The organism is Novosphingobium sp. 63-713 (assembly GCF_001898925.1).
GTDB lineage: Bacteria > Pseudomonadota > Alphaproteobacteria > Sphingomonadales > Sphingomonadaceae > Novosphingobium.
The window spans coordinates 183,183-200,503 of record NZ_MKVS01000008.1; the positions used below are offsets into that span (position 1 = coordinate 183,183).

At 64.7% G+C, this 17,321-nt stretch carries 13 protein-coding genes; 6 read left to right on the forward strand and 7 right to left on the reverse strand.

Annotated elements, in window-relative coordinates; genetic code table 11:
• Positions 1-87 precede the first annotated feature (87 nt).
• Both BGP00_RS06015 and BGP00_RS06020 read left to right on the forward strand, forming a co-directional pair.
• Positions 88-1,326, forward strand: coding sequence for a DUF3419 family protein (locus BGP00_RS06015; protein ID WP_292690057.1), 1,239 nt, complete (start codon positions 88-90; stop codon positions 1,324-1,326).
• A gap of 5 nt (positions 1,327-1,331) precedes the next feature.
• Positions 1,332-1,985 carry a class I SAM-dependent methyltransferase gene (locus BGP00_RS06020; protein ID WP_292690055.1) on the forward strand — a complete coding sequence of 218 codons (654 nt, stop codon included), beginning with the start codon at positions 1,332-1,334 and terminating at the stop codon, positions 1,983-1,985.
• Positions 1,986-2,001: 16 nt separating this feature from the next.
• Here the strand turns inward: BGP00_RS06020 and BGP00_RS06025 are convergent, their stop codons facing one another.
• The 5 genes from BGP00_RS06025 to BGP00_RS06045 form a co-directional block, all read right to left on the reverse strand.
• Positions 2,002-3,201: a class I SAM-dependent RNA methyltransferase gene (locus BGP00_RS06025; protein WP_292690053.1), complete on the reverse strand. Its 1,200-nt coding sequence runs from the start codon at positions 3,199-3,201 to the stop codon at positions 2,002-2,004.
• 15 nt (positions 3,202-3,216) lie between these two features.
• On the reverse strand, positions 3,217-4,581 hold the full coding sequence (locus BGP00_RS06030) for an NAD(P)H-hydrate epimerase (protein ID WP_292690051.1): 1,365 nt from the start codon (positions 4,579-4,581) through the stop codon (positions 3,217-3,219).
• Positions 4,578-6,419, reverse strand: a complete 1,842-nt coding sequence (gene ilvD / locus BGP00_RS06035) for a dihydroxy-acid dehydratase (protein WP_292690049.1) — start codon at positions 6,417-6,419, stop codon at positions 4,578-4,580. The genes BGP00_RS06030 and ilvD overlap by 4 nt, the downstream gene beginning before the upstream one ends.
• 79 nt (positions 6,420-6,498) lie before the next feature.
• Positions 6,499-7,233, reverse strand: a complete 735-nt coding sequence (locus BGP00_RS06040) for an N-formylglutamate amidohydrolase (RefSeq protein WP_292690047.1) — start codon at positions 7,231-7,233, stop codon at positions 6,499-6,501.
• On the reverse strand, positions 7,230-8,057 hold the full coding sequence (locus BGP00_RS06045) for a 4-(cytidine 5'-diphospho)-2-C-methyl-D-erythritol kinase (protein WP_292690046.1): 828 nt from the start codon (positions 8,055-8,057) through the stop codon (positions 7,230-7,232). The genes BGP00_RS06040 and BGP00_RS06045 overlap by 4 nt, the downstream gene beginning before the upstream one ends.
• Positions 8,058-8,162: 105 nt before the next feature.
• Between BGP00_RS06045 and BGP00_RS06050 the strand changes: the two genes are divergently transcribed.
• The 3 genes from BGP00_RS06050 to moaB all read left to right on the forward strand — a co-directional run bounded on the left by BGP00_RS06050 (position 8,163) and on the right by moaB (position 11,373).
• Positions 8,163-8,957 carry a hypothetical protein gene (locus tag BGP00_RS06050; protein ID WP_292690045.1) on the forward strand — a complete coding sequence of 265 codons (795 nt, stop codon included), beginning with the start codon at positions 8,163-8,165 and terminating at the stop codon, positions 8,955-8,957.
• A 146-nt stretch (positions 8,958-9,103) separates the two neighbouring features.
• Entirely contained in the window at positions 9,104-10,819 is a 1,716-nt protein-coding gene (locus tag BGP00_RS06055) for a lytic transglycosylase domain-containing protein (protein ID WP_292690225.1), read from the forward strand.
• Between the two features lie 14 nt (positions 10,820-10,833).
• Positions 10,834-11,373: a molybdenum cofactor biosynthesis protein B gene (gene moaB / locus BGP00_RS06060; protein WP_292690044.1), complete on the forward strand. Its 540-nt coding sequence runs from the start codon at positions 10,834-10,836 to the stop codon at positions 11,371-11,373.
• Between the two features lie 248 nt (positions 11,374-11,621).
• On the opposite strand, the gene BGP00_RS06065 is transcribed toward moaB, so the two are convergent.
• Positions 11,622-12,500 carry an arylamine N-acetyltransferase gene (locus BGP00_RS06065; protein WP_292690042.1) on the reverse strand — a complete coding sequence of 293 codons (879 nt, stop codon included), beginning with the start codon at positions 12,498-12,500 and terminating at the stop codon, positions 11,622-11,624.
• A gap of 102 nt (positions 12,501-12,602) precedes the next feature.
• Here BGP00_RS06065 and BGP00_RS06070 point away from each other — a divergent pair, with 102 nt between their 5' ends.
• A complete protein-coding gene (locus tag BGP00_RS06070) occupies positions 12,603-13,682 on the forward strand; it encodes a PA0069 family radical SAM protein (protein ID WP_292690040.1) in 1,080 nt (359 codons plus the stop codon).
• Here BGP00_RS06070 and dnaE read toward each other — a convergent pair whose 3' ends face one another.
• Positions 13,683-17,240, reverse strand: a complete 3,558-nt coding sequence (dnaE, locus tag BGP00_RS06075; RefSeq protein WP_292690038.1) for a DNA polymerase III subunit alpha — start codon at positions 17,238-17,240, stop codon at positions 13,683-13,685. It lies immediately after the preceding gene.
• Positions 17,241-17,321 lie beyond the last annotated feature (81 nt).

Consider the following 17,321-nt stretch of genomic DNA (forward strand, 5'->3'; position numbering starts at 1 on the left):
TCGCCAAACCGTCACGGCCGCGTCATGGCGCCGCAACGCACCGGTCATATGAGCGCTGAAAATAGTTCAGCCGGAGACCAGTCGCCCATGTCCGCCCCTATGCGCGCCAACCCTATTACCGACCCGCATATTATCGACAGGGCCGTGGTGCGCAGCCATGCCCCTCGGCGCGAACGCCTTGCCGACCGGGCTTTTGCGCTGGCTTTTCGCGGCCTGGTCTATGCCCAGATCTGGGAAGATCCGGTGGTGGACATGGCCGCGCTGGAAATCGCGCCTGACAGCCGGATCGTCACCATCGCCTCGGGCTCGTGCAATGCGCTGTCCTATCTGGTGGCCGACCCGGCCCAGATCACGGCGGTGGACCTCAACACCGCGCATATCGCGCTGGGGCGGCTGAAATATGCCGCGTTTCGTCACCTGCCTGATTACGAATCGCTGCGCAGCTTCTTTGTCGAGGCCGACAACAAGGCCAATCTGGCCGCCTATCGCCAATATCTCGCGCCGCATCTCGATGAACCCACCCGCCGCTATTGGGAAGGGCGCGATCTGGCCGGGCGCAAGCGAATCGGCGGCTTTGCCAGCGGGATCTATAAGCGCGGCCTGCTGGGCAATTTCATCGGCATGGCCCATTTCGTCGCCCGCCTCTATCGCGTTGATCTGCGCGCCATTCTGGAGGCGCAGAGCATCGAGGACCAGCGCCGCATTTTTGATGAAAAGATCGCGCCCGTGTTCGACAAACGCTTCATCCGCTGGCTGACCAACCAGCCCGCCAGCCTCTATGGCCTTGGCATCCCCCCTGCGCAATTTGACGCGCTGGCGGGCGATCAGCGCATGGCCAACGTGCTGCGCGCGCGGCTGGAAAAACTGGCCTGCGACTTTGCCGTAGGCGAAAATTACTTCGCATGGCAGGCTTTCAACCGCGGCTATGGCAAGGGGCCGGACGCGCCGTTGCCGCCCTATCTGCAACCCGTCAATTACGCGAAGGTGCGCGACCGCATCGATCGCATCGACTGGCGCCATGTCAATTTTACCGACCATCTGCGCGAGCAACCCGACGCCAGCCTCGACCGCTACATCCTGCTCGACGCGCAGGACTGGATGAGCGACGCGCAATTGACCGACCTGTGGCAACAGATCACCCGCACCGCCCGGCCCGGCGCGCGCGTCCTGTTCCGCACGGCGGCCGAGGAAACGCTCCTGCCCGGCCGCGTGCCTGAGGAAACCCTCTCGCGCTGGGACTACAGCGAGGCCGAAGCGCGCAGCCTGATCCGCGCCGACCGCTCCTCGATCTATGGCGGCCTCCACCTCTATCGCTTCAAGGGATGATCCCCATGGCTACCGCACCTGCTCTTGAAACCCATGGCGATCTGATGGACAGCGTTTATCGCTGGCAACGCCATATCTATGATGTCACGCGCAAATATTTCCTGTTCGGGCGCGACCGGCTGATCCGGGGCCTGCGTATGCCCTATGGCAGCGCGGTGCTGGAAGTGGGCTGCGGCACGGGGCGCAACCTCTCGCTGGTGCGCGAACTGTGGCCCAAGACGCAGATCCATGGGCTCGATATTTCTCCCCTGATGCTGGAAACCGCGCAGGACCGGCTGGGCGCCCGCGCGCGTCTGGCGGTGGGCGATGCCTGCGATTTTGATGCGCAGGACCTGTTTGGCCGCCCGCATTTCGAACGGGTGATGATTTCCTTTGCCCTCTCGATGATCCCGGCATGGGAAGAAGCCATCGCTCAGGGCATCGCCGTGCTGGCGCCGGGGGGCGAGCTGCATATTGTCGATTTCGGCGATGCGCGCGGGCTGCCCGCGCCCTTGCGCTGGGTGCTGATGCGCTGGCTGGCGCATTTCCATGTCAGCCCCCGCCCCGATCTGGCCGAAGTCGCCCACCATCTGGCGGGCAGCATCGCCTCGGTGGAGACCCATGACGGCCCGCTGGGTTACTATCGCCTGATCGTCATCCGCCGGTATCGGGGCGCGTAATGCGCCCCGGCCCGAATTAATCGCGCAAAAACAGGCTGGCGAGTTCCACATGCGTGGTCCAGCGGAATTGCCCCACCGGACGCAATTCGGCCAGACGATAGCCGCCCTCGATCAATTGCGCCGCATCGCGAGCCCAGCTTGACGGGTTGCAGCTGATATAGACCACGCGCTTGACCGTGCTGGCGGCGATGCGCCCCACCTGTTCGCGCGCGCCCGCACGCGGCGGGTCCAGCACCACGCCGCCAAAGCGGTTCAACTCATCAGGCATCAGCGGATTGCGGAACAGATCGCGATGCAGCGGATGAACGATCAACCCGCTGCGCCCCGCCGCCGATTTGCAGGCGAGGAAGGCGGCCTGATCAGCCTCGGCCGCCAAGACCTTCGATCCAGCCTTGGCCAATGCGAAGGCGAAAGTTCCCAGCCCGGCGAACAGATCGGCCACCGGCGACACGCCCTTGAGCCATTCCACCGCCGCGCCCACCAGCGCCTGTTCGCCATCCAGCGTGGCCTGAAGGAAGGCGCCGGGCGGCAAAGGCACCTCGACGCCCGAAAGATTGACCGTCACGCCGTCGGGTTCCCACAGGCTTTCCGGGCCATAGCCCTGATCGAGGCTGAGCCGGGCCAGTCCATTGTCGCGGGCAAAATCGAGCATCGCCTCGGTCTGCTGCAAACCCTCGACCGTGAGCCCTTTGAGCGCGACATCCACGCCCTGACTGGCCAACGTCAGGTCCACTTCCACGGCAAAGCGCCCATCGCGCCGCGCCAGCAATTTGCGCAAAGGCCCCAGCACCGCCACCAGTTCGGGCGCCAGCACCGGGCATTCCTTCAGATCGACCAGCTTGTGCGACCCGCCCTCGGAATAGCCCAAAGCGATCGCGCCGCCCACCCGCGCCGCGCGCAGCGCAGCGCGCCGCCGCGATCCGGCGGGCGAGAGATGGGTGGGCGCCAAAATCTCGGGCTCCATCCCCTGCCCCCGCGCGGCATGGACCACACGGTCGCGCACGAAATCGGACAGGGCATCGTCGCCCACATGCTGCAGCGTGCAGCCCCCGCAGGCGCCGTAATGGCGGCAGACGGGCGCGGCATAATTGGCCCCGCGCGCAATCGAGCCATCCGAGCGCAACACATCCCCCGGCGCAGCCCCGGCCACATAGGCCCCGCTGGCGGTTATGCCATCGCCCTTGGCGGCAATGCGCAGGATTGGATCGTCACTCATGCTGGCCCCTTAACTCTAGAGGCAGGCCCGATAGGCTTTTGCGATGGATTTGGCCAGTTCCCCGGCAGAAAAAGGCGGCGGCGTAATCCGCGCCGCTTCCCCATGCAACCAGACGCCTTCGCAAGCCGCCGCGAAAGGTTCGGCCCCATTGGCCAGCCTGCTGGCAATCGTTCCGGCCAGCACATCGCCAGTACCCGCCGTAGAAAGCCAGCTTGAGGCGCGCGGCGCGGCGGCCCAGCGGCCATCGGGGGCGGCGACTATCGTATCCGGCCCCTTGGCCACGATCACCATCCCGCTCGCCTGTGCCAGATTGCGGGCGCGGGAGATCTTGTCCTCGCCATGGCTGCCGAAATGATGCTCCAGCGCGACCAGTTCACCCTCATGCGGTGTGGCAATTGTGGCCATCATCCCTTTGGAAAGCAAATGACATCCGTCAGCGTCCAGCACCGTCGGCCGCGCCGCTGCCAATGCCTCGGCCAGCAGGAAATGGCCCGCCGCATTTCTTCCAAGCCCCGGCCCGACCAACAGCGCCGCGATCCGATCATCGGAAAAATCCGCCCGTGCGCAGACCAGATCGACAGGCACCGTCAGAGGAGAATCGCAAAGCACTTTGACATAGCCCGCGCCCGCCCTCTGCGCCGCCGTGGCCGCCAGCACCGCCGCGCCCGGCATCGCACCCGCCACCACGCCCAGCAGCCCGCGCCGATACTTATGGGCGTCGGCCGCCGGAGCTTGAAACCGGAGCCGCCCGATCACCCGCCCCGCGTCCTCCACCGCGCCGCAGCCAATATCGACCAGCCGCAGCTCCCCCATCCGCGCCATCGCGGGCATCAGGAAATGCGCAGGCTTCCACGCGCCCAATGCTATCGTCAGGTGATAATCGGGCAGACCATCATTCAATGCCGCGCCCGTGTCGGTGGCGATCCCGCTGGGCAGATCAACCGCGATCCGCTTGCCATGGCGCGCCGCCAGACCGTTCAGCAGCGCCAGATCAGCCTCGCCCAACCCGCGCGTCAGCCCGGTGCCGAACAGACAATCGACCAGCACATCGCCATCCACTGGGCTATCAACCACTGCGCCGGAATAGAGCGAACGCGCCACCCGTGCCGCATCGGTGCGAGGCTCTGCGGCAGGAACCACCACAACATGGCCGCCCCGCCGCCGGATTGCCTCGGCAATCACCCAGCCGTCGCCGCCATTATTGCCCGGCCCGGTCAGCACCGTGATCCGGCGCAGCGGCCCGGCGATGCGCCAGACATAATCCGCCGCCCCGTTCCCCGCGCGCTGCATCAGTTCATCCACGCCGATCCCGCCCGCGATCAGCGCGCCTTCGGCGGCGCGCATTTGCTCGGCGGACAGGATCTGAGACAGGGCGATCATTTCAGTTGCGAGAGATCCCGCACCGCGCCCTTGGCCGCGCTGGTGGTCATCGCGGCATAGGCCTTCAAGGCGGTCGAAACCTTGCGCGGACGCTCCTTGGCCGGGTGCCAGCCCTTGGCCGCCTGCGCGGCGCGGCGCTCGGCCAACACCTCGTCCGAGACGGCAAGGTTGATCGTGCGACCGGGGATGTCGATCTCGATCACATCGCCGGTTTCGACAAGGCCGATCGCGCCGCCTTCGGCAGCTTCAGGCGAAGCATGGCCGATCGACAGGCCCGAGGTGCCGCCCGAAAAGCGACCGTCGGTGATGAGCGCGCAAGCCTTGCCCAGCCCCTTCGACTTCAGATAGCTGGTCGGGTACAGCATTTCCTGCATGCCCGGACCGCCCTTGGGCCCTTCATAGCGGATGACGACCACATCGCCCGCCACGACCTGCCCGGTCAGGATCGCCGTCACCGCGGCGTCCTGGCTTTCATAAACCTTGGCAGGCCCGGTGAACTTCAAGATGCTTTCATCCACGCCCGCCGTTTTGACGATGCAGCCTTCGAGCGCGATATTGCCGAACAGGACCGCCAGACCACCATCCTTGCTGAAGGCGTGTTCGACGCTGCGGATCACGCCCTTTTCACGGTCGGTGTCGAGGCTTTCCCAACGGCGGCTCTGGCTGAAGGCCACCTGCGTGGGCACGCCGCCGGGAGCGGCGAGGAAGAATTCCTGAACCTCAGGATCGTTGCTGCGGCCAATGTCCCACTTGGCCAGCGCATCGCGCAGAGTGGGCGAGTGGACGGTGGGCAGATCGGCATGGAGCAGCCCGCCGCGCTCCAACTCACCAAGGATCGAATAGATCCCGCCCGCGCGGTGAACGTCCTCCATATGCACGTCATTCTTGGCCGGAGCCACTTTCGACAGGCAGGGAACGCGCCGCGAGAGACGGTCAATGTCATTCATCGTGAAATTGACGCCCGCTTCCTGTGCAGCGGCCAGCAGGTGCAGCACGGTGTTGGTCGAGCCGCCCATGGCGATGTCGAGACTCATTGCATTTTCAAACGCTTCGAAGCTGGCGATGTTGCGCGGCAGCACGCTTTCATCGTCCTGCTCGTAATAACGCTTGCACAGTTCCACCGCCAGACGACCCGCGCGCAGGAACAGTTCCTTGCGGTCGCTATGCGTGGCCAGCGTCGAACCATTGCCCGGCAACGACAGGCCCAAAGCCTCGGTCAGGCAGTTCATTGAATTGGCAGTGAACATGCCCGAGCAACTGCCGCAGGTGGGGCATGCCGACCGTTCGATGGTCTTCACTTCATCATCGGTATAGGCTTCGTCCGCCGCCGCGACCATCGCATCGACCAGATCGAGCGCCACTTCCTTGCCGCGCAGCACGACCTTGCCCGCCTCCATCGGCCCGCCCGAGACGAAGACCACGGGGATGTTAAGACGCATCGCGGCCATCAACATGCCGGGCGTGATCTTGTCGCAGTTGCTGATGCAGACCATGGCGTCGGCGCAATGGCCGTTGACCATATATTCCACGCTGTCGGCGATCAGGTCGCGGCTGGGCAGCGAATAGAGCATGCCGTCATGGCCCATCGCGATGCCGTCGTCGATGGCGATCGTGTTGAATTCCTTGGCCACGCCGCCTGCCGCCTCGATCTCGCGCGCGACCATCTGGCCCAGATCTTTCAGGTGAACGTGGCCCGGCACGAACTGGGTAAAGCTGTTGACCACGGCAATGATCGGCTTGCCGAAATCGCTGTCCTTCATGCCGGTGGCGCGCCACAGGCCCCGCGCGCCCGCCATATTGCGGCCATGGGTGGAGGTGCGTGAACGATAGGCAGGCATGGGGATACTCCGGCAGACTCGGGGAAGACGTTTGCGCCCCTACTAAAGGGCTGCGCAAGTGGCAATGTGAAAATTGCAATCAGGGAAGATTTAGCGCAACTTTATTACAAATGTCCACCATGCGGTTGGCCCATAGCGCCTGCCCTGCGGCATCGCCAATCAGGTCCTGACGAATCTCGACGCCCAGATAGGGCCGCCCCTCGGCCTCGGCATGGCGGTTCATCGTGTAATTCAGCACGCGGCCAGAATAGGGCAATTGATCGCCCACGATCAGCCCTTCGGCCTCCAGCAGCGGAATGGCGATGCGCGCGGCGCGATCATCCTCATTATAGAGGATGCCCACATGCCACGGCCGCGCCTCATCGCTGGTGGCCAAACGCGGCGTGAAGGAATGCAGCGAGAGGATCAGCGCGGGCGGCGCATCATCCAGCAATTGCGAGAGCGCCGCGTGATAGGGATGATGAAACCGCGCCAGACGGGCCTCGCGGGCCTCTTGCGTCAGTTCGTTGCCGGGGATCGCATGGCCATCGCTGACATGCGGGATGGTCGCGGCCTGATGATCGCCCCGGTTGAGGTCGCAGACAAGGCGGCTGACATGGGCGCAATAGGCGGCAATGCCGGGGCGCTGCGCCATGATCTGGGCGATCGCACCCACGCCGATGTCGACGGCAATATGCTGCTCCATCAATTCAGGCGCAATGCCAAGGTCCACGCTTTCGGGCACGCGGTTGCTGGCATGGTCGGATACGATCAGGATGCCGCCGAACTTCGGCTCGCCAAACAGGCGATAGGCGTCGGTTTCGCGCGCGATCATCGCAGCAACCCCGCCATTTGCCACCAATCGGGATGATGCGCCGCAATTCCGGCGGCGGCCTCATCGCGCGCAGCCACATCGTCGAACAGGGCAAAACACGTCGCCCCCGAACCGGACATGCGCGAAAGCCAAGCCCCCGTTTGCCCCAAAGCCCCCAACACATCGGCCACCGGCGGGCAAATCGAAATCGCGGGCGCCTCCAGATCGTTGCGGCCATGGAGAGCAATCTCGCGCGCGCTGCCCTGCGGCATGGCGCCGCGATCGACGCGATCCCAAGCCTTGAACACCGGCCCGGTGGGCAGAGGCACGCGCGGATTGACCAGCAGCACCGGGCAGCCTTTCAGATCCTCGGGCGCAGGCTCCAATTCCGTCCCCGTGCCGCGCCCGACCATCGCCACGCTTTCCACACAGGCGGGCACATCGGCTCCCAACCCAGCGGCCAGCCCATGCCAATTATCCGGCAAAACCCCCGCCCGCCGCGCCATGCGGAACACCGCCCCCACATCGGCCGAGCCCCCGCCCAGCCCTGCGGCCACCGGCAGCGCCTTGTCCAGCGCCACCGCCCAGCCGCCATCACGCGGGATCAGCGCCAGCGCGTCCAGCACCAGATTGCTTTCCTCACCGGCCAGCAAGGGCGAAAATTCCCCCGTGATCGCCAGCGAATCCCCGCCTGCCTGCGTCGCGCTCAACGCATCGCCTGCGTCGACGAAAGCAAACAGCGTTTCCAGCTCGTGATAGCCATCCTCGCGGCGGCGGCGCACGTGGAGCGCGAGGTTGATCTTGGCATAAGCCGTTTCGGAGAGGGGGAAATCGACGGGTTCCATGGCGCCTCCCATGGCGCGGGCGCCGCGCGCAGGCAAGACGCCTTTGCATGAAAATACCGCACAGCATCTTGTCATCCGCCCCCAATGCCGCCAATCAGGCGCGCAATGACCGCCCACCCTCCCCTTTCGGCCCAGATCGCCGCCGCGCTCGACTGGTGGCGCGAGGCCGGGGTCAGCTATGCCTACAGCGACGAGCCGCAGGAATGGCTGGAGGAGATTGCGCAGGAAGGCGCCTCGCCGCAGGGCGCACCACCGCCGATGATGCGGGCCAAGCCCGAACCGCCGCCTCCCCCACCCCGCCCGCGCCTTGGCGGCGAGGTTGGGCAATGGCCCCAAACGCTGGCCGATTTCGCGCCATGGTGGATGGGCGAGCCGACATTGGACCCCACCGGCGCCTCGGGTCGGGTGCCCCCGCGCGGGATTGCCGGGGCGGCGCTGATGGTGGTCGTGCCCATGCCCGAAAGCATGGATGGCGAAACGGGCCAACTGCTGTCCGGGCCGCAGGGCAAGCTGCTGGAAGCCATGCTGCGCGTGATGGGATTGGGGGCGGATAATTGTTATATCGCCGCCGCACTGCCCCGCGCGATGCCTGCGCCCGATTGGGATCTGCTGCGCCAAGAGGGCATGGGTGCGGTTTTGGCCCACCATATTGCGCTGGCCGCGCCGCGCCGCCTGCTTTTGCTAGGGGATCGCATCCTGCCGCTGCTCGGCCACGACCCATCGCAAAAGCCTGCCCTTTTATCACTGATTAACCAAAGTGAGGCAGGACATGGCGGCCTGGAGGCCGGAACGGATGCGCGTGGGGTCGCCGTTCTGGCAGCTCAGGATCTGGGTATGCTGCTGGAAAATCCACGGCGCAAGGCCGGTTTCTGGCGCAGCTGGCTGAATTGGGCCGAATGACTGGACGGGATAAGGGATTGATTTTGCGGTTACGGGATCGACAAAAGGCTGGGTCTGCGCGCGCGTTGCTTTGCGCCCTTGCCGCATTGGCGTCCGCCGCCGGGGCGGGGCCGGCCGCCGCCAATTCCGCCGCCGCCGACTATTTCATGAGCCGCGTCTCGCGCTCGGCCGTGCCCAAACTGTTAAGCGAGGACGAGCGCGCCTGGTACAAGGACATATTCGGCGCGATCAAGCGGCAGGACTGGACGCGGGTTCAGACCATGTTTGCCGAACGCCCCGATGGCCCGCTGCATGGTTCGGCGCGGGCCGAATATTATCTGGCCCCCGGTTCGCCGCGCATTGATCTTGCCGCGCTGACTGACTGGCTCAATGCCAATCCCACCCTGCCTCAGGCCGAACAGATCGCCGCGCTGGCCATCAAGCGCGGGGGCACGGCGTTGCCCACGCTGCCCCTGCCGCAGGCGCTTTATACCCAGCCCAACGCGCCGCGCCGCGCCCGCCCGCGCAGCATTGCCGACGGCACCATGCCCGCCACCATCGCGCAGGGCATCAATGACAAGATCAAGGTGGACGATCCGCTGGGCGCGCGCCTTCTGCTCGACGGCGTCGATGCCACCCTTTCGGCCGAGGCCCGCGCCGAATGGCGGCAGAAGGTCGCATGGGCCTATTACATCAACAATCAGGATGCCGATGCTTTCGCCCTCGCCTCCTCGATCGGCGACAACAGCGCACCCATGTCCGGCCCGTGGGTGGCCGAAGGAGCATGGGTGGCGGGCCTTGCCGCATGGCGGCTGGGCGATTGCCTGAATGCAGGCGAGGCTTTTGCCCGCACGGCCAAGGGTTCCACCAACAATGAGCTGACCGCCGCTGCCTATTATTGGCAGGCGCGCGCGCAGGTGCGTTGCCGTCAGCCGGAAATGGCCTCGGTGCCGCTGCGTTCGGCCGCGCGGCTCGATGAAACGCTGTATGGCATGATCGCGGCCGAGCAATTGGGCCTGCGCATGCCCACCAGCCATTCCGCGCCCGATTTCACCGCCGCCGACTGGCAATCCCTGCGCGAAAATCCCAATATCCGCGCGGCCGTGGCTCTGGCCGAAATCGGCGAGGATGGGCTGGCCGACGATGTGCTGCGCCATCAGGCCCGCATCGGCAGCGTGGATCAGTATCAGCCGCTGTCGCGTCTGGCGCGCGATCTGGGCCTGCCCGCCACACAATTGTGGATGGCCTACAATGCGCCGGGCGGGGCAGTGCCCGCGCCCGCAAGCCGTTTCCCCACGCCGAAATGGACCCCCGCCACCGGGTGGCAGGTCGATCCGGCGCTGGTTCTGGCCCATACGCTTCAGGAATCGGCGTTTCGCGCTACGGCCTTGTCCAGCGCGGGCGCACGCGGGCTGATGCAGATCATGCCCGCCGCCGCGCGCGATCATGCCGCGGCGCTGGGCGTTTCGGGGTCGGTCGGCGATCTGACGCGGCCCGATGTGAATTTGGCTTTCGGCCAACAGCATTTGCAGGCGCTTAAGAACAGCGCCGCCACACAGGGGCTGCTGCCCAAGGTGATGGCGGCCTATAATGCCGGGCCGCTGCCCGTGGCGCGCTGGAACACACAGATCCATGATGGCGGCGATCCGCTGCTGTGGATGGAATCGGTGCCCTATTGGGAAACGCGCGGCTATGTCGCCACGGTGCTGCGCAATTACTGGATGTATGAGCGGCAGGCGGGCGGCGCTTCGGAAAGCCGCACCGCGCTGGCGCAGGGCCTGTGGCCGACCTTTCCCGGCCTCGACGGCGCGCGCGGGGTCAAAATGGCCAGCAATGGCGCGATTGCAGCCCCCGGCATGAACGGCTACCAAGCCACTCCATAGTAAGGAGTGCGCCCATGGCCATTGACGAAACCCGCGAGTTCAAACCGATCCGCATCGCGCTGCTGACGCTGTCGGACACACGCACATTGGACAATGACACCAGCGGCGACATTCTGGCCCAGCGCATCACCGACAAGGGGCATATCCTCGCCACGCGCAAGATCCTGCGCGAGGATGTGCATACGCTGGTGGCGCAGCTTGATACGTGGATCGATGACCCGGAAATCGACTGCGTGATCTCGACCGGCGGCACCGGACTGACCGGGCGCGACGTTACGCCCGAGGCGCTCGACCAGATCATCATTGCCCACAGCGGCAAGCTTATCCCCGGCTTTGGCGAACTCTTCCGCTGGCTGTCCTATAAATCCATCGGCACCAGCACCGTCCAGTCGCGCGCGATGGCTATCATGGCGGGCGCTACCTATATCTTTGCCCTGCCCGGCTCGAATGGCGCGGTGAAGGACGGCTGGGACGGGATCCTGTTCGAGCAGTTGGACAGCCGGAACCGGCCTTGCAATTTTGTCGAGTTAATGCCGAGGTTGCGGGAGGTTTGAACCGGGATTTTATGCCTCTGGCGGGCAAAGGGACTCGTCCCTTTGCAATCCCGTTAATGGGTAGCTTTTGGTGGGCGCCGTTGAGGCTTATGGTCTTATAGCCTGCGGCGTGGAGGTCTTGTGCCGATTGGCGCCGCAGGCTTTCAAATCGCGAGGGTGCGTCCGACACCCATCGGCCAAACCACGCGCACAACGCAGACAGTAACGGGAGCGCGAGAGTCTAGACCCTCGCACCTTATCTAAACCCTCTAGAACACCTTCAACCCCGCCACCTCATCCTCGCTCAACTCCACCCGGAACAAATCGGCCAGCATCGCGCGCCAATCCTGCGCATGGGCGATTTCCATCACATCGCCGCGCCCGCCCGCATACATGGAAAGCCGCCGCCCATTGAGCGCGGCAAAGCCATCCTCCAGCACGATGGAGGCGATCCATGCGGTGGTGAAGCGCGTCTCGGGCTTGGTAAAGGTCCAGTGGTTCGACAGTTCAAGGTCGATGGGCGCAACTTCGTTGAGGTTGAAACTGTACTGTTTTTGCCACCCCGGCGCGGTGGCGCGGCCGTCAGTGGCGGCGGCGGGGCCCATGCGCTCGACCAGCCATTCGCCCCACAGCGAGCCGGGCGCACTGTGCCGGGTGATGCGATGCTGCGCGCCATCACTGGTATGGGCGGTGGCGCCATCGGCCAGCAGCATGGGCGGGACATAGGAGCCGCCAAAGCCCGCATCGGCAATCCAGGCCTCTCCATCCAGATCGACCAGCCGGAACGTATGGGTCAGCGGCGATGCCGGGGCATCTTCGGAAAGGCCAAGCCAGACCCGCGCCAGCAGCGGCCGGTTGGCAAAGCCCATCTGCGCCAGCATCGTGCCGAACAGCCAGTTCTGCTCAAAGCAATAGCCGCCCCGCGCGCCCATCACCAGCTTGCCAAAGATCGCATCGGGATCGAGGCTGATCGCGCGGCCCAGCATGACATCCATGTTTTCAAAGCCGATATTCATGCGATGCGCGCGCTGGAGGATTGCCAGCCCCTCCGCTGTGGGTTCGACCGGGGAGGCAAGGCCGATTCGCGCCAGATAAAGCGAAAGGCGGTCGGCATCGGCGGGAATCAGGCTGGCGTAAGGCGCGGACATGGAAGGGATTCCGGATCAGAGGGCAATGGGCATCCGTTTAGTCGGCGCGGGGCGCAATAGCCAGCGCTTGCGCATTTGTTCTTTTTATGTTCTTCATGAGCGATGGTTTCGCCTCTCCCTCCCCGCGGTCGCGGCGCGCAAAGCGGCGCGCTCTCCACCCGCTTTGCCCTGCCAGGACGTGAGGCGGATGGGGATTGGCTGGACGCCATGGAGGATGTCGATGGCGGGCCGCCGCCTTTGCGCACCACCGTGACCGAGGAGGCCGCGCGCAAGATCATCTCGCGCAACAAGTCGCCAGATGTGCCCTTCGACCGCTCGATCAACGCCTATCGCGGGTGTGAGCATGGCTGCATCTATTGCTATGCGCGGCCAACCCATGCCTATCTCGACCTCTCACCGGGGCTGGATTTTGAAAGCCGCCTGTTTGCCAAGCCTGAGGCGGCAAAGTTGCTGCGCCGGGAATTGGGCGCACGCGGCTATTCCCCCGCGCCGATTGCCATGGGGACGAACACCGATCCCTATCAGCCGATCGAGGCGCGCTATCGCCTGACGCGGCAGATATTGGAGGTTTGCCTCGAAACGCGCCATCCTGTGACAATCACCACCAAATCGGATCGCATCCTGCATGATCTCGACCTCTTGGCCGACCTCGCGCGGCAACGGTTGACGGCAGTGGCGGTTTCGGTGACTTCGCTTGATGCGCGGCTGTCCCGCAGCCTAGAACCGCGCGCGGCCAGTCCGGCCAAGCGGCTGGAGGCGATTGAAAAATTGAGCGCGGCGGGCGTGCCGGTCTGGGTCAATGTCTCGCCCATCGTGCCCGCGATCACTGAGGAATGGATCGAGCGCATTCTGGAGGCCGCCGCCGCGCGCGGGGTGCGGGGGGCAAGCTGGATCATGCTGCGCCTGCCCCATGAGGTCGCGCCGCTGTTCCGCGAATGGCTGGAGGCGCATTTCCCCGACCGCGCGGATAAGGTCATGCATATCGTGCAATCCCTGCGCGGCGGGGCCGATTATCAGAGCGATTTCTTCACCCGGATGAAGCCGCAGGGCGTGTGGGCCGACCTGATCCGCGCGCGCTTTCGCATTGCCAAGGCGCGATTAGGCCTTGCCGACAACCGCGCCGATCTGGACATCACCCAATTTCGCCCTCCGCGCCGCGACGGGCAGATGACGCTGTTCTGATCAGGCGACCAGCCGCAGATGCCCGCCCGCCCGCGTGGGCTTGAGCGAGACATTGGCCACCCCGTCGAGGCCGGCGATCAGATCGGTCAATTCACCATCCAGCAGGAAATCGCGCCCCAGACGCAGACGCGGCTCCTGCGCCCCGCCGGTTTTGAGCAGCACCTCGACGGTGCCCAGACCCCCGCGCGGCAGCATAGCAGCCAATTCGCCAAACACATCGGGCCGCGACACATCAAGGCTGAGCGTCATCTTGGCCGCCGCCTTGATTTCGGAAAGAGCCTGCGCGCCCCGCACCGTCACGCGCGGCGGCTCCTCCGGGCTGGGGCTGTCGAGTTCCACGGTGAGCAGCACGCAGGCGCCCTCCTTGGCCCAGTTCACGAAACTGTCGACAAGAGATTCCTCAAAGCACGAGGCCGAGAAATTGCCCGACTGGTCCGAGAAATCGGCCATGATGAAATCCTTGCCGCGCTTGGTTTTGCGCTTCTGGACGTTTTCGACCATCGCGGCCATCACCGCGCTGGTGCGGCCCGCAACGCCGCTGGCCAGCAGGCTGGAATGGCTGCGGGCGCCATTGGCGCTGGCCACGGCGCGCCATTGTTCGACCGGATGGGCGGCGAAATAGAAGCCGAAATTCTCGCGTTCCTTGGCCATCTGGTCGCTGCGGCTCCAAGGCGTTGCTTCGGTCAGGCGGATCGCGCCTGCGCCGGCTTCCTCGCCGCCGAACAGACCGTGCTGGCCGCTGGTGCGGGTGCGCTCGGCCTCGTCGGCCACCGCGAGCAGCATGTCGGCATTGGCCAGCACCTTGGCCCGATTGGGCTCCAGCGCGTCAAACGCCCCGCTGGCTGCCAGACCTTCGAGCATGCGCCGGTTGAGCGAGCCATAAGGCACGCGGGTGAACAGATCGGCCAGATCCTTGAACGGACCATTGGCCTGCCGCTCGGCGACGACAACCTCCATCGCCTTTTCCCCGACATTACGGATGCCCGCCAAAGCATAGCGCACCTGATGACCATCGGCGGTCTGTTCGACCATGAATTCGGCCTCGGAATGGTTGAGGCAAGGCCCGGCAACGGCGATGCCGTTGCGCCGCATATCATCGACGAAAATGGCCAGCTTTTCCGACTGATGCATATCGAAGCACATGGCGGCGGCATAGAATTCATGCGGATAATGCGCTTTGAACCATGCTGTCTGATAAGCAAGCAAGGCATAGGCGGCGGCGTGCGATTTGTTGAAGCCGTAGCCTGCGAACTTGTCGATGATGTCGAACAGTTCGTTGGCCTTGTCCTTGTCGATATCCGACACTTCGCGGCAACCGATGACGAAGCGCAGGCGCTGGGCGTCCATTTCGGCCTGTACCTTCTTGCCCATCGCGCGGCGCAGAAGGTCAGCATCGCCCAGCGAGTAGCCCGCAAGGATCTGCGCGGCCTGCATCACCTGTTCCTGATAGACGAAAATCCCGTAGGTTTCGGCCAGAATGCCCGAGAGTTTTTCATGCGGATATTCAATGGGCGCCATGCCGTTCTTGCGCTGGCCGAACAGGGGGATGTTGTCCATGGGCCCCGGACGGTACAACGAGACGAGCGCGATAATGTCGCCAAAATTGGTGGGCTTCACCGCCGCCAGCGTGCGCCGCATGCCTTCGGATTCGAGCTGGAACACGCCGACCGTATCGCCGCGCTTCAGCAGGTCATAAACGTCGCTGTCATCCCAAGGCAGGGTGGACAGGTCAATCGAAATCCCCCGCCGCCCCAGCAGATCCACCGCCTTGCGCAGGATCGAGAGCGTTTTGAGGCCCAGAAAGTCGAATTTGATGAGACCGGTGTTCTCGACATATTTCATGTCGAACTGCGTCACCGGCATGTCCGAACGCGGGTCGCGATAGAGCGGGACCAGTTGTTCCAGTGGGCGATCCCCGATCACCACGCCCGCCGCGTGGGTCGAAGAGTTGCGCGGCATGCCCTCCAACTGCATCGCAAGATCGATCAGGCGCTTGACTTCGGGATCATTGGTATATTCACGGTGCAATTCCTGCACGCCATTGAGCGCGCGTTCGAGCGACCACGGATCGGTCGGATGGTTGGGCACCATCTTGGTCAGGCGATCGACCTGACCATAGGACATTTGCAGGATACGCCCCGTATCGCGCAGCACGGCGCGCGCCTTCAGCTTACCAAAGGTGATGATCTGGGCCACGTGGTCCGCACCATATTTGCGCTGGACATAGCGGATCACCTCGCCGCGCCGCGTTTCGCAAAAGTCGATGTCGAAGTCAGGCATCGACACACGTTCGGGGTTGAGGAAACGTTCGAAAAGCAGGCCCAAACGCAGCGGATCAAGGTCGGTGATGGTCAGCGCCCATGCCACCAGCGAGCCCGCGCCCGAGCCGCGCCCCGGCCCTACGGGAATGTCATTCTGCTTGGCCCATTGGATAAAGTCGGCCACGATCAGGAAATAACCGGCAAATCCCATGCGGTTGATGATGCTCGTCTCGAAATCGAGCCGTTTGGCATATTCAAGGAAGCTTTCATCCACGCCCAGCGGGCGCAGCGCCTCATAGTTTTCCTCAGGCGCGGCCAGAGCCTTGTCCAGCGTCGCCTCGTCCACGCCAGGCCAATAGAGGGCCAGACGCTTGGCCAGACCCGCGCGGGCGTGATCGACCATCATGCGCGCCTCGCCTTCCTTGTCGCCCGCCAGAGACGGCAGCAGCGGCTTGCGCTTGGGCGGCTCAAAGGCGCAGCGCTGGGCGATCACCAGCGTATTGGCCAAAGCCTCGGGCAGATCGGCAAAGAGCTGTTCCATCAGCTCGGCGCTGCGCACCCATTGCTGGGGGTTGGAGCGCTTGCGGTCGGGCGCATCGACATGGGTGGACCCAGCGATGCAGAGCATGGCGTCATGGGCCGCGCTGTCCTTGGCATCGGCAAAATGGGCCGGATTGGTCGCCACCAGCGGAATGTCGCGGGCATAGGCAAGGTCGATCAGCGCCTCTTCGCTGCCATCCTCGGCCGGGTCGCCGGTGCGGGCGATCTCGATATAGAGCCGGTTGGGGAAGGCCGCCTGCAACGCATCGGCATAGCGCTGGGCCGCCTCGTTCTGCCCCTCGGCAAACATGCGCGCCAAGGCGCCCTCGCCCGCGCCGGTCAGGCAGAGCAGCCCGTCGGTATGCCCATCAAGATCGGACAGGCGGACATGGGGATCAAATTCCAGCGGCCGTTCAAGATGCGCCTTGGACACCAGGTGGCACAGATTGTTCCACCCCGCCTCGTTCTGGGCCAGCAGCACCACCGCGTCGATCTGGGGCGCAGATGGCAGCACGCCGCCGCCGCCCGCGCTGGGCCGCGCGATGGAGAGCAGCGTGCCGATGATCGGCTGAACGCCCATATCCTTGCACGCGCCGGCATAGGCGGGCGCGCAGTAAAGCCCATTGCGGTCCGTCACCGCCATGGCGGGAAAATTGTGCTTCTTCGCCAGCTTGGCCATGGCCTTGGGGTCAATGGCGCCGTCCAGCATGGTGAAGCTGGAATAGACATGCAGCGGGACAAAGGAAGAATGAGCCATGATCAGATCCCTAGGGCGCGGGGGGCCTTGGCATCAATCTGACCCTTCAGGATCTGCGGACAAGCCTGTGGCCAATGCTGT